The organism is Thiocystis violacea (genome assembly GCF_016583575.1).
In the GTDB taxonomy this organism is placed as follows: Bacteria; Pseudomonadota; Gammaproteobacteria; order Chromatiales; family Chromatiaceae; genus Thiocystis; species Thiocystis violacea.
In genome coordinates this window covers 1-14,115 of the sequence record NZ_NRRG01000080.1, presented here as the reverse complement: position 1 = coordinate 14,115, position 14,115 = coordinate 1, and the positions used below count along the sequence as shown (strand labels likewise).

Here is a 14,115-nt window from a genome sequence, read left to right as displayed (position 1 = left end):
CCCCGCCGCCGCCCCCAGTGTCCAAGACGACTTATCAGGTCGTGACCCCGCAAGCCCTCGACGCCTACGCCGAGCTGCGCAACCCCGGCCGAGGGATCGAGCAGGCCGGCAAGATCATGAATAACGGCACCTTCAACTACAACTCGGCGGTTGAAGCGGATTCGGACATCACCTACATCCGGCTCCCATGGGCGGTTCTGGAGCCGAACGGCGACAATCAATGGAATTGGACCGCCCTCGACGCGGCGATCGAAAACTCGGTCTCGCGCGGCAAGCAGGCGGCCATCTCGGTCATCAGTTGGCGACCGGTGCTGGACAACAACAACTACCAGGACGCCGTTCCGGCCTGGTACAGGACCAGCTCGCGCCATGTCAAATGCACGAGTGTGGACAAGCCGGCGGGATGCACCTATTACCTGGTCAACTCCAGCATCGACTGCGCGCTCACCTCATCCCAGAACTGTAGCAATCGCTGGGCCTTCAACCACGATGACCCGATTTTCATCAAGAATCAGGTCGAGTTGATCGATGCGATACGCGCCCGTTACGACAATGCGCAGTGGGCTGAAAAGATCGCCTACATGGATGTCCGCTCGATCGGCTCCTGGAGCGAGAACCATGCGACCGGCATCACGATCGCCGGCACGAGCAGCCGCTGGCCGATGCCCAAGTGGACCAACATGAAGGCCATCATCGACGCCCATCTGGACTATGAGCACATTCCGCAGATCGTCAATTTCGACAACGACGACAAATACCGCGAGACCGACGGCACCCATCCCTGGGACTACGCCTGCCGCGAAGCACAGCTCGGCGGTCAGACGATCGGCTGGCGCACGGATGGCATCGAGGTGACCTTGTGGGAGATCAACCAGGTCTGGAGTTGGTCCGAGGCCGCCAAGAATTGCTGGAAGACGGGTCCGGTTTATGCCGAGGCCATGAGCGGCAGCGGTCTTCCCGCCGCCAATCTGACCGAGGGTCTCACCCGCCTGACCAACTGGCAGGCGAGCGGCTGGAACAACAAATACGCATCCACCTATCCGAAGGACGCGGCCTATACCGCCGAGGTCGACGAATGGCTCATGGATGCCGGCTACCGACTCAATGTGCCAGAGGCTATGATCCCGAAAACCGCGGTGGCCAATCAGTCCTTCAATGTCGAGTTGGATCTCGCCAACCTGGGTAACGCCCCCTTCTACCGGAACTTCTATGAACTCCAGCTCCGCTTCAGCCCGGTCGGCTCCGGAAAAGAGGTCATCGTTTCCTTCCCAGGGGATCTGCGTAGCATCCTGCCCGGAGAGCCAGCGGTCACCTTCACCGGTTCTGGCGCGCTGCCCGCCGGGGAATACCGTGTCTCGGTTGGCCTGATCGAGGATTCCACCTTCGGGTCCAGCTTCCCGGTCAAACTGGCCCAAAACTCCTCAAGCTGCACCAAGGAAGCCTCGGGCTGGTGGTGCGATATCGGAACCACTACCTCGAAGTAAGCCACCAACACCCCCGGCTCCACGCCGGGGGTTCAATCCGGCAGCTCCGGCTCGACGCCAACGGAGGCTCCGGTTTTGCTCCGAGACGGGCCTGGATGGCCAAGCCGTTTACGCAGAAGGGTCATGATGACCTGCGTCTCGGCATCGCTCAGCGGCGGCTTCAGTAACAGCAATGCGCCATAGATGGCGACGATCAGGCCGACCGTCAGGACCAGGGACTCGGTCATGTCCCAGCAGACCCATCCCGCCCCGCCAGCTATCACGGCATGCAGCAGCACCCAAGCCATCAGATCCAAACGCGCCGAGACCTTGTATCCCTGCCTCGCGAGACGGACCATGACGATGGCATTGGCCACGAAGGTGCCTACGAAGTTGGCCACCACCAATCCCCAAACCCCGATCAGGGGAAACAGCGGCAAGGCGATGAACAGGGAGGCGGACTGAAAGAGGTTCGTCCAGAACAGGATGGAATTCTTCTCGATCGCCTGAATCATGAGTTCCAACAGGTCGCGCAGCCCCTGTGTCAGCAGAACGATAAGAAAACCCATCAGCAGATAACCGGCGTCGGGATAGCGGCCCGCCGTGATCCAGTCCAGCAATGGCGGCCCCAGAACCCCCAGCACCACGATCGGCAGGGCCAGCAGGATCAGGTTGACGCGGAAGACGAAATCGGAGATCCGGGTCACCGACTGAAAATCGCCCGTGGTGGCGAAACGCGCCATGGCGACTGGACGCACCATACTCATGAGCATCCGTGTCGGCACCCACTTGCGCGCCAGATTCATCAGACTATCGGCCACGCCGAGCACGGCCAGTTCGGCGGTCGACAAGGCGTGCGCGGCAAGCAGACGATTCGGCGCGGTCCCGTACAACAGAGAACTCTGGCTCAGCAAGTAGCTCCACAAGCCGTAGCGGATCGCGCGCGCGCGGTTTTCCCGCCACCAACCGGGCTCGCCCACGCCCCGCTGGCCATCCGCCCTCCATTTCCTAAACCAACCGACGAGCAGCATGAGCAGGGCCGACCCTTCGCCCAACGCCTCCGCGAGTACCACGCGATCCAAGGTCAGAGAGTCCGACAGCGCCAGGATGATCAGCCCCAGGGCCGTTACCCCACCACCAATCGCCATGCTGTATTGGCTTTCCTTCTGCCACAGAAAGGACTCCAGGCACTGCGAAAGCCAGAAGGCGGTCACACGCAGGTAACCCACCACCAGGTACCAAGGCAGGAGCCAGGCCCAGTGCTGGACGTTGAAGACCTCCGTGATCAGCGGCAGGAAGGGCAGCACCGCCAGGAACAGGAGCGATACCACGAGCAGGCGAAACAGCATGCCGTAGAACAGGAGTCGGTACGCCGACAGGTGGTTGCCGGTCGCCCGCAGCTCGGGCAGAAACCGAAACAACACCTTCTGCACGCCGATGGAGGTGAGCACTTCCAGCGCCGCGATCAGCGCCTGGAACGCGATGTAGACCGCGTATTGGTCCAGAGGCAGAAGGCGAACCAGGACCAGCAGGATCGTGAGCGAGGCGACCATGCGAAACGTCTTGCCCAGAACGAAGTGCCCCAGACTGCGGCGCACGGCGTCCATGCCGTAGTGCTTTTGATAATTGGCATTCACGGCGGATCTCCTCGCGGTTTCAACCGCCGACACCGGGTCTGGTCGCGGGGCGCGCGCTCGCGCGAGGCCGCGCGCCCACCTGGACGGCGGCCCCCATGGTCCGCCTGTCCAGGTAAGCGACATAGCCAATCAACAGCATCACCAGGGTCTGGTACACCACATCCAGTACCAAGACGTTCTTGTGCCAGAGGGTCACGAAGATGATGAGCATCCCGACCCTGGCCGCCCGCAGCGCCATGACCCGCTCCGGACGGTCCGCGCATCGCCTCTCCAGCCTCTCGGCCGTTCGGAAAGTGCTGCCCAGCAGGGCGAACACGCAGAACAAACCGAGCAGCCCGGTCTCCCAGAGCAGGGCCGCCACGGCCGTATTACCGATGTCGTTCTTCAGGTCGATCTCGATCGTGACGCCCCCCTGTTCCTGCTTCACGGTCCCTTCCGGGAAGGCCCTGGCGTCCGGAACCCGCGTATAGCCGATCCCGTGACCAAAAACGATCGTTCGCCACTCGCTTGATTCATGTCTTTCGGCCCAGAACCGGAGCGCTCCGAAACGTGACATCTTCCCGCCGATCTCGTCTTTCTCGATGTTGTGCTCGTAGGTGTACCTGACCAGATCCCGCCAACCCTCGATACGCTCGTGGTCGGGCGCATTCAGGGTGTAGGCGACGATCAGCGCTCCGAGTAGCAGGAATGCCGCGAGTCCCGCGGCCAGAAACCTTAGAGGACGCTTGACGAGATCGCTCCCGAAAAGAACCAGGAACAGCGCCAGCAGATAGAAGACCGAGACCTTGGCCTCGTTCACCAACACGGGCACCAGCAGGATCGCCCCGAATCCCCAGGTCTGAAGCCGCGAGACCAGACCCAACTGTCGACCGGCCACCAGACCCGCGATCACGATCATCAGGAACGCATTCATGATGGCGTTCGCCCCGCCACCCTCGAAACTGGCGCCAAAGGTTCCGGCGACCACGTCGATCGGAACGATGTCGTTCCCCATGCCGACCCTCGCCGGCACGAGCACCAGCAGTTGATGGAGAACGAAGGGGATCTGAACCAGGGCGATGATGAAGAGCGCCTTCGGCAGACGCTCAATCATGCCGGCCGGCCAGGCGATCAACGCCATGGCGAACAGCAACGGCCAGACTTGGAAATAGCCCTTGAAGCCGATCACGAAACGGTCGAGCTGGAACCCATTGACGATACTCGACACCAGGGCCGCCAGGATGAACGCGAACGCCCACCAAAGGACGGAGGGGATGCCTGTCATCGCGGCGGTCGGCCGGGATCCCAGGTTGCGAACCAGCACATGCGCGAGCAATAGGATGGCGACTGGCGCCAGAAGCCAGCGCACCTGCTCCAACGCGGGCACATAGAGACGGGTCACGCCGGAGACCACCAGACCACCGTAGACGGCGGCCCAGAAGAGCCAGGAGAACCGCGAGGCGACGAACAGGCCGATCAGGATGGCGGTGGGAATCACAACGAACAATGGATTTCCCGAGGTCGCCAGCCAGCCGATCATCACCGAGGAAAGAAACAGACCGCCAAAAATGCCAAAACCGAGAAATAGCGTCTTGGCGCGGTCCGCGATTCCGATTGCCACCATGATCGATGCTCTCTGAGTGATTCGAGGACGTCATGGGGCACCAAAGCAACTTCCAGGCCGAGCGATCCCGACCCGCGTTCCAGTCGCGGTCCTCGGCGATCTCCCCGGAAACCCCAGCCCCGCGCCGATCCGGGAATGTAATCGATGCCTTACAGGCTTACAGAGCCAGATCGGCCGAGGATGGAAAAAGCCGTCAGACAGGGCGTGGCAGGACTGTTGCTTACCCTCGGCGGAAAGCCCAGGTTCCTGCCCCTATTGGGAGATATCGCCATGTCCTATCAAGGCGCTCAGCCTTCGATCACCGCGCTGACCCGCGTCCGAGTCGACCAGAACGCGCCGGCGCCGAGGCACCCAGAGGCGGCCGGCGATCAGCCGACGGAGGCCAGGATGCGTCTGCTCTATGTCGTGGGCGGCGGTCCCGGTATCGCCGACCGGGTCGACATCTCCGACCTCTTCGCGCGCCGGCTGGCCGCCAAGGGTCTGGAGATCGACTGGGTGATGGACGACCCGAGCCCCGGCCCGGCCTGGCGGAAAGGCCGCTGGATGAACGCCGATGCCTATCTGATCGGGCGCGCCAGGCGCGGCGGGCTGCCCGGCCGGATCGCGAACAAGCTTCGCGATCTGGGCGCCGATCTCCAAACCTTCTGGCTGGTGCTGCGGGGCGACTACGACCTGGTCCAGGTCCGGGATAAATTCCTGGTCGCGGTACTGGCCCTGATCGCGGCGCGGATACGCGGCATCCGCTTCACCTACTGGGCATCCTACCCCTTCGCGGAATGTCGCATCCTGGACGCGCGCGAGGGGCGCGCGCGCTTCCCCATCCTGAGTCTGATCGGGGGTCGGCTCGCGAGCTGGCTGCTGTATCGGATCATCCTGCCCAACGCCGACCGGATCTTCGTGCAGAGCCAGCGGATGCTCGAGGATTTCCGTTCCCAGGGGATCCCCGAGAGCGCCATGACGCCCGTACCCATGGGGATCGGCGAACATCTGCTGGAATATCCGAGCCTTCCCGTTACCCCGCGCACGGTGCTCTACCTCGGAACCTTGAATCTGGTCCGACGGCTCGACACCCTGGTCGAGGCGCTGGCGATCGTGCGACGCGACTTCCCGGACGCCCGGCTCATCTTCGTCGGCGACGGTGACGTGCCGGAGGATCGCAGGCGTCTGGAGGAGGCCATCCAAGCGTTCGGTCTCGGCGAGGCGGTGGAGATCACCGGATGGCGGCCGGCGGCCGAGGCCCATGAGCGGGTCCGGCGTGCCGCCGTGTGCGTCTCACCCTTCTATCCCACCCCGATCCTGCTCTCCACCTCGCCCACCAAGCTGATCGAATACATGGCCCTGCAACGACCGGTGGTGGCCAACGAGCATCCCGAGCAGTCCATCATCATCGCCGAGAGCGGCGCGGGACTCTGCGTGCCCTGGTCCGCCGAGGACTTCGCCCAGGCCATCGCGCGACTGTTCGCGGACCCCGAGGCCGCCGAGGCGATGGGACGCCGGGGCCGGGAGTACGTGCGCTCGAAACGGCTGTATTCGCTCATCGCCGAGGATGTCGCGGCGGAATATTTCCGGTTGCTGCCGCGTCCTGGCCGTCAGGCGACGCAAACCGCCGCGGCCGGAATCGTCCAATCGTCAAAGCGGAAATGGCGCTGAGCGGCGGCCTAATCTGTTAGCCGGGCGTGACAGCTTGACAGACGGAGTGGGGGAAACCGGAGTTCGCGCCGCGCGGATGATCCCGACCCCAACGCCTCCCGACAGGCCATGACCCAAGACAGGGTCCGCTGGTCCGGTTCTTGCGGTTCATTTTTACGACATGTCGCATCGGCGACCGAAGAGATCAGCAAGGGAAGGCGCGAGACTCGGCGTGGCAGAGGGCGCGCTGGAGCTTCGGAAACCAGATCGTTTACTCCCTCGGCATAGGTATTCGTTCCATGCAGACCAATCAACGCCATGGCGCCTCAGCGACGGTGTACCACCTCAATCAGCGCGAGCCCAATCCACGGACCACCGAGGCCACTTCCACCCTGTCGGCGCCGCTGGTCTTCGTGACGGGAGCCTCGCGCTCGGGTACGACCATGCTGGCCCGGATGTTGGGGGCGCACAGCCAGATCCTGACCTTCAACGAACTGCATTTCTTCGGCTCGCTCTGGGATCCGCACGACGACAGCCGGAAGCTATCCGCGCGCGACCTGGCCGAACTCGCCGCCATCCTGCTGGCCCGCCAGACCAACGGGCTGTGGGGAGGGAGTCCCACCGATGTCGAGCGTGCCTGGGGACGACGCCTCGTCAGCCAGCTTCCAGACCGGGACTGCACGCCCGCCGCCCTGTTCGCCGCGACCCTGCGACGACTCGCCGAGGATGCCAGTCGAACCTATGCGTGCGAGCAAACGCCGCGCAACATCTTCTACGCGAGACGGCTGCTGGAGCTCTATCCCAACGCCAGGATCGTCCACATCGTCCGCGATCCGCGCGCCGTGCTGGCCTCGCAGAAGAACCGCTGGCGGCTCAGACAACTGGGCGCGCATCACCTGCCGATGTCCGAGATGCTGCGCAATCGGGTGAATTACCATCCGCTGACCATGGGCAAGCTCTGGGCCAGGGCCACGGAGGAGGCGCTGCGGCTGGACGGCCATCCCCGCTTCACGATCCTGCGCTTCGAGGATCTGGCCGCGAATGCCGAGGAGGGCGCGCGTCATCTGTGCCGTTTCCTCGGACTGAAATACGAGAGCGGGATGCTTGAGATTCCGCGCTGGGGATCCTCGAACCTGACCCACGACAGCGGCCACAAGGGGGTCGCCCCGGAGGCCGTGGGCCAGTGGCGCGAGCATCTGTCGCGCGGCGAGATCCGGCTGTGCGAGCGGATCAATCAGCTCTTGATGCAGCGCTTCAACTACCCGCTTGAGCACGGCGGCGACCAGGACGGACTCTCGACCCTGACCAGCCTGATCTCCTATCCGCTGCATGTGGCGGGCGTGGTGGCGCTGAATCCGGTGCGTGCCTGGATTCAGTTGCGCGCCATGGTTCGCGCCAAGGCGGTAGGGCATCGGGCGCAAGGCGCGGAGAGTTGAATCCCATGCGTGAGCAAATATGGATCGCGGGTGGGACTGGATACATCGGCTCGCACAGGATCAAGGATCCGATGACCCAGGGTTACGGGATCCTGGCTCTGGATGATCCGTCCAAGGGCCGCGTCGATGCCGTGCCGGCGTCGACTCGCGCGGGAATCCTCGAACATCCGGTTACGCACGATCGGCTGACGGCACTCTTGGACGACTACAAAAGGCCCTTCGCGGACAGAATCACCAGGGAAGCCGCCACGGAAATCCGCAAGGGATCCAGTAGCGCCGTGCGTTCCGCGAGCAACACCTCGATCGCGTAGAACATGATGACGCACTGCAATACCAGCATGACCAAGTGGCTCGACAAATAACCGGACAGCGCCGGCAGGAACATCGCCATGATGAGAATCAAGACGTCAAGCGTGCTGGTCTTGAACCTCCCCGTTGCGTATCTCATCCAAACGCCGGTGATGATCCCGATGACGACGAAGAGGAAAAAGACGGCGGTTGAGTCGACGATGGCCTCAAGGCCGGATCTCGACAAGAGCAGCACGGCGACAACCGCCATGTAGGTCGCCAGGCGCTCCATCCAATAGGCAAGATTCGAGCGCATCGCGATGGCCATGGCCTGAATCGCTAGCAGTCCGATCGCCAGCCAGCCGATATCCAAGCCGACCCCGGTGGAGAGGATGGCGCCCAGAACCAGGATCGTGGGCACGGCCACGCGCAGGACGAGATAAGGCAGCCAGCCAATCGCCCTGGCGATGGCGTCGGCCCCCTCGTGGATGATCCGTTCCGCTCTCGCGGAATTCGGAAGCCCAAGTGCGATGGACTCCCGCATGGTTCGCGCTGGATAGGCGCCCTTCCCCTCAAGCGCTGGCCGATCGTTCATCCAGTGACGCCCATTGTCCGGCGAGGAAAGGGAATCACGCGAGGACAGCCTCCGAACCGTCCACAAGAGCAGGCCGGAAATCAGAATGTAGGCCGTCAAGACCGCGTAGTCCGCGCTGAAGCGCATCATATAGGCGGTGAAGACCATCAGGGCCTGCACCAGATAGATGAAAATAACGGCTTGATATTGCGTCCAACCGATGTCCAGCAGTTGATGATGCAGATGTAAACGATCCGGCGAGAAGGGCGATCGGCCCGCGGCAATGCGCCGAATGATCACCAGGGTCGTATCCAGTATCGGCATTCCCAGAATGAGCAACGGTATCAGCTTGCCCACGGCCGAATCCAGGCGCTGCGTCACGATCACCGTGAGCACGGCCGTGCCGAAGCCGAGGAACTGGCTGCCCGTGTCCCCCATGAAGATTAACGCCGGATTGCTATTGAAGCGCAAGAACCCGAAGGTCGCGCCGATCATGGCCAATGCAATGGCCAGCGCGGTCGGATCTCCGCCCTGGTAGGCCAGCAGGGCTAAACAGCCAATGGCCAGGAGGCTGATCCCGCCGGCGAGCCCGTCGAGTCCATCGGAAAGATTCACCGCGTTGGTGATCGCGACGAGCAGGAAGGCCGTGAGCGGCACGGCGAGGAATGGCGAGAGCCTTTGGCCGTCGAGGAACGGAAGCACCTCGATGACGATTCCGCCACCGAGCGTGACGATCAGGGCCGCGGAGATCTGACCCAGAAATTTGAGTCGATAATCCAGATCGAAGCGATCGTCAAGGACACCGAAAACGAACAATAAAAGGGACGCCGACACAAAGGCCAACAGATCCTGACGCCATGGAACCAGGAAAAGGATCGGCACGATGGCGCCAATGACGATGGCGATCCCACCGACCCTCGGAATCGGATGCAGATGGATCTTGCGACCGCCAGGCTTATCCGTCAGGCCCAGTAAACTCGCGAACCTCGCCAGTGGTGGCACCAGGACCATGGAAATGAAGAGCGACAGCAATAGTACATAAACGGCTTGCATTTCAGGCGTATCGCTGCTGATTCCTTGATCCGTCAGGCGGCCTTGACCGTTTCGGCGCGCCCAGCCATGGGGAAGCCGGAGTGATTTCCAGGAAACCTTGTCCCTCGATCCGCCCCGTCATGGACAGAACCGGCAGGATTTCGCAGGATGGACAGAATTGATAAAGCTCTGTTTTTAAAATTGTAAATCTTGAATAATCCTGTGAATCCTGTCCAATTCCGGAGCCTTCGGTCGGGTACAGACTTCCCCGGAAATCACCTAAGCGTACAAGGCAAGCGATACGCACCCTTGTCGCTCAGAGCCGACCGAGGGTTTCCCTCGCCTCTTCCTGGCCTGGAAAGGCGACATTCGGCTCCAGCGCCTTGCGCAGTGCCGTCCGCGCCTCGTCCAGCCGCCCCATGCCGGCGTGGATCATGCCGAGGTGATAGCGCATCTCCGGGGGGATCGGTTCGACCATGGCGGCGGCCTTCTCGATGGTCGCGAGCGCGTTCGCCAGATCGCCATTCCTGAATCGCACCCAGGCCAGTGTATCGAGCAGAACCCATTGATCGGATCCCGCGAACCCCTGGGTCAACTCAAGCGCCCGCGCCAGACTGGCGGGATCCTGCCGCCGGTGATTCACGAGCAGCATCGCCAGATTGTTGATGACCGCCTCCGCGGTTGGATTGGTCTTGAGCACCTCTTCATAGGCGTCGATCGCCTCGTCCACTCGCCCCGAGTCCTGCAAGACGATTCCAAGTCGGAACACCAGATAGGGATTCCTGTCGGTGGCCGTCAGGCCGGCGAGGAGGCTGGAGATAGCCTCGGGCGAATCGCCCGTTTGAATCTGGAGATCGGCCAGGCGCGAATAGGCGCTCGGCGACTTGGGATAGAGCGTGATCACCTGCTGGAACTGCTCGCGCGCCTTGTCGAAGCGCCCCGCGGCCGCATGGATCTCGCCCATGAGATTGAGCGCCACGGCATTCGCCGGTTGCTTGTCGAGGAGTTGCCTGACGCGGATCTCGGCCTTGTCGGGCTGATTGAGCGTCATGTGGCTGCGCGCCAGCGCCAGCAAGGGCTCCACCGCATCCGCGCGCTTCTCCAGGGCGGTCTCGAAGTCCGCGATACCCTCTTCCGTCTTGCCCTGCCGCTGCCGCAGTAACCCACGCAGGTAATAGCCCAGCGGATGCTCGGGACGCGCCTCCAGGATGGCCGCCGCCGTCTTTTCCATCGCGCCCCAGTCTTGCTGACTGAGCTGAATACGGGCGATCGCGCTCTGCACGAGCGCGTTGTCCGGTGACTGTTCGAGAAAGCGATCCAGGATCGCCGTGGCCCCGATCATGTCGCCGCTGTTCACCTTGAGCTGCGCCAGTTCCAGAAAAGCCGCCGGATCGGTCGGCGCCGACTCGATCGCCTTCTCCAGGGCATCCTGAGCGAGCGGCGTTTCCTCGCGCATTTCGTGCGCCTTGGCCAGGAGACGCAGCGCGCGGGTCGAATCGGGTTCGCTCTGAATCACGTCGCGCAGATCCGCGATCGCCTGAGCCGCGTCCTTGCGTTCCAGGGCAAGCGCGGCGCGCAGCGTCAGGGCGTCGGCGTTACGCGGATCCTTGTCCAGAACCTCCGCCACCAGGATCGCGGTTTCGTCCTTACGCTGATCGGCGAAATAGAGCGCCGCCAATTGATTGCGCGCCCTGAGGCCCTGAGGACCAAGCTCATCGCGGGTCATGATCTCGCGGTAGGCCGCCTCGGAGTCGCTCGCCCGATTCGCCACCCGCAAGACCTCCGCCAGCGCGAACCGCAGCGCGTACTCGTCCGGGGTTTCGGCGACATAGGTTTCCAGGAGCGCGACGGCGGCCTCGACGCCACGCTGCTGACCCGTCCACTCGACCAGCAACAGCTTGGCCTGGACCTTGTCGGGATTGTCCGCGACGGCCTTGCGTAGCACGGACTCCGCCGCCGCCGTGTCGCCGGTCTGCTTGAGAAAGGCGACGAGACGCGCGACGTGAACCAGTTGACCGGGCTCGATCTCGATCATCCGCTGGAGCTGCTCCCGCGCCGCGGCCGGATCGCCCGCCTCCTGATGCAGAGCGGCGAGCGACAGACGCAGTTGGAGATCGTCCGGATGCGCCGCGATCGCTTGTTGCAACAGCCGCATGGATTCCGCCCCGTTTTTTTGCGCGCGCCGAATCTCGGCGAGCAACAGAAGGGCGTTGCGATGATTCGGATCCTTGGCCAAGGCGCTCGTGGCATCCTTGGTCGCGCCATCGAGGTCATCCTTCCGCGCCCGGACGGCCCCACGCAACGCCAGGGCATCCGGGTTGTCGGAAAGGATCGCCAGGACCGCCTCCGCGTCGGCCAGCGCCTCGTCGGACTGGTTCGCGTCGAACAGAAGCTGTCCGCGCTTGAGCCTGGCCTGCGTATGGCCCGGATCGAGCTCGATCGTCTTGGCGTAGCCGCCATAGGCGGCGGACCATTCCTGCTTGGCGGCATCGATCTCGGCCAACTGGAACCAGGCCGGCGCGTCCTTCGGATCGATCTGCAACACGTTCTTGAACTCAAGCCTGGCCCTGGCCTGGTCGCCCTGCGCGAGTAGCTCCATGCCGCGATCGAAGTAAGCCTGTTTACGATCCTCGGCGCCGCAGCCCGCGAGCGAGGCCAATAGGGGAAGAGTCACGAAAAGCGCGAGAAGCCGACTCATGGCGTCCATTTATCTCCTTAGGAATCAGTTTTCGGCCGGGATATTTCCGGATCCGCCCGGCGTTCCGGCGGACATTGGGGCTGGATGATAGCCGGTAACTCGCGGCCTTGGATACCGAGGTCGGGATAGCCGGACGATCGGAAGGCGATCGGGTCCGTGATTCCTTCATTGGATCGCGATTAGCAGCATGCTCCGTGGCCGCCGCCGCCACTGGGCTTGAGGCCGGCTAACGCGGAACCCGCCACCACCCAACCCGCTTGGCGAGACGCAGAGACATTTTTCCAACCGGCTCACGGTTTTTAGTTTATTGAACACTGCTCAGATTAATCCGGCCCATCTATACTTCAGTCTCGTCCAAAGCCCCATCACACACGCATCGAGGTGTCTCATGGCCAGTCTGTTCCAACGCATCAGTGACGTCATCGCCGCCAACCTCAACGATCTGGTGGACCGGGTCGAGGATCCGGAGCGACTGATCAAGCAGCTCATCCGGGAGATGGAGGAGAACGTCAACAGCGCCCGCGAGGGCGTGATCGACGCCCTCGCCAGCGAGAAGCAACTCTCGAAGGAGCTGGGTCATCAGCAGCGTCAGGCCCAGGAGTGGCACGAGCGCGCCCGCCTGGCACTGGAGTCGGGTAACGAGGCGCTGGCGCGCGAGGCGCTGATGCGCAAGAAGGAGCACGACGGCATCGCCACCAATCTGCAATCCTCCTGCGAGTCGGCACGGCGCACCGGCGAACGTCTCAAGTCCCAGTTGCGGGCGCTGGAGATGAAGCTGGAGGAGGCGCGGCTGAAGAAGGGCAGTCTGGTAGCGCGGCAGCGGGCCGCCCAGGCACGCGATCGGATGGGACAGGTGACCGACCGCTTCCAGACGGGTCTGGATCTCAACCATTCGTTCGACCGCATGTCCGGCAAGGTCGACGAGCTGGAGGCGCGGATGGAGGCGCGCGACGAGGTCTATGGCGAGTACAGCGAGCTTGAGCGCGAATTCCTCAAGATGGAGGTCAACTCCGAGGTCGAATCCGAGCTGGCGAGTCTCAAGCGGAGTCTCGATAAGGGTTGATCGGGTCACCGGAGTGAGTCGCGCTGGGATCGCCGGGTGAAACCAGGACCCCAGTGATACCGCCCGTTTCGATTCCAGCCGTCGTGGCGTTACAGAGGAAACTTAAGGATGGAATGGACCCTGCTGTTGACGCTTGGAGGGGCCTGGCTGATCTCTCCGGTCATCCTCCTGATCGCCCTGCTCGGCGCCCGGAGCCAGCTCGCCCAGGCCCGTCAGCGACTCGCCGCCTGGCGACCGGGCCAATCCAACCCGGCTGGACCCGGCCCCTTTGTCTCGTCCGGCGGCTCGGGCGAGCGTTTCGCCCCGGTCGATCTGGACGGACTGCTGCTGTTACGCCAGGAGTTCGAGCGACTGCGCGCCGCGGGCGAACTGTCCGAGGCGCGCGCCCAGACCCTGACGGCGGCCTTGGATCAGCGCCTGCTCCGGCATCTGTCCGCCAGCGGCGTCGCGCCGGAGACCGACGAATGGCGGCGTCGGCGCGCCGAAGCTTGGCAACTCTTGACGCGGTCGATGGACAGCCCGCCGGGTCCGCCGCCCTGGATCCAGCCGGCCGCCGCGACCGCGCCGACGCCGATCGACCTCTCCCGCGCCGATCTGGAATCCGCGAACCCGCCGGAGATCGACGATGATGCGGACCTGATCTTGGACCCGCTGGCCTTCGAACCAGCGTATTCGACCCCCATGGCGCCGAA

At 63.4% G+C, this 14,115-nt stretch carries 9 protein-coding genes; 5 read left to right on the top strand and 4 right to left on the bottom strand.

The annotated features are described in order from the left end of the window. On the top strand, window positions 1-1,484 hold a 1,484-nt coding region (locus CKO27_RS22060), incomplete at its 5' end, for a DUF4832 domain-containing protein (protein ID WP_207281030.1). 32 nt (window positions 1,485-1,516) lie between these two features. Here CKO27_RS22060 and CKO27_RS22055 read toward each other — a convergent pair. After that, the gene (locus CKO27_RS22055) at window positions 1,517-3,100 is read right to left on the bottom strand and encodes a lipopolysaccharide biosynthesis protein (RefSeq protein WP_200377084.1); all 1,584 of its coding nucleotides are present in this window, start codon (window positions 3,098-3,100) and stop codon (window positions 1,517-1,519) included. A 19-nt stretch (window positions 3,101-3,119) separates the two neighbouring features. After that, entirely contained in the window at window positions 3,120-4,703 is a 1,584-nt protein-coding gene (locus CKO27_RS22050; RefSeq protein WP_200377083.1) for a hypothetical protein, read from the bottom strand. A 270-nt stretch (window positions 4,704-4,973) separates the two neighbouring features. On the opposite strand from CKO27_RS22050, the gene CKO27_RS22045 reads away from it, so the two are divergent. Beyond that, a complete protein-coding gene (locus tag CKO27_RS22045) occupies window positions 4,974-6,353 on the top strand; it encodes a glycosyltransferase family 4 protein (protein WP_200377082.1) in 1,380 nt (459 codons plus the stop codon). Between the two features lie 278 nt (window positions 6,354-6,631). Then, complete coding sequence (locus CKO27_RS22040; protein WP_200377081.1) at window positions 6,632-7,768, top strand: sulfotransferase family protein; 1,137 nt, start codon at window positions 6,632-6,634, stop codon at window positions 7,766-7,768. Between the two features lie 205 nt (window positions 7,769-7,973). On the opposite strand, the gene CKO27_RS22035 is transcribed toward CKO27_RS22040, so the two are convergent. Continuing rightward, window positions 7,974-9,683 (bottom strand): glycosyltransferase family 4 protein, encoded by a 1,710-nt coding sequence (locus tag CKO27_RS22035; protein ID WP_200377080.1) that lies wholly within the window; start codon window positions 9,681-9,683, stop codon window positions 7,974-7,976. Window positions 9,684-9,978: 295 nt separating this feature from the next. Further along, window positions 9,979-12,360 (bottom strand): tetratricopeptide repeat protein, encoded by a 2,382-nt coding sequence (locus tag CKO27_RS22030; RefSeq protein WP_200377079.1) that lies wholly within the window; start codon window positions 12,358-12,360, stop codon window positions 9,979-9,981. Window positions 12,361-12,748: 388 nt separating this feature from the next. Between CKO27_RS22030 and CKO27_RS22025 the strand changes: the two genes are divergently transcribed. After that, window positions 12,749-13,423 carry a PspA/IM30 family protein gene (locus tag CKO27_RS22025; RefSeq protein WP_200377078.1) on the top strand — a complete coding sequence of 225 codons (675 nt, stop codon included), beginning with the start codon at window positions 12,749-12,751 and terminating at the stop codon, window positions 13,421-13,423. 108 nt (window positions 13,424-13,531) lie between these two features. Next, on the top strand, window positions 13,532-14,115 hold a 584-nt coding region (locus CKO27_RS22020; protein ID WP_200377077.1), incomplete at its 3' end, for a hypothetical protein.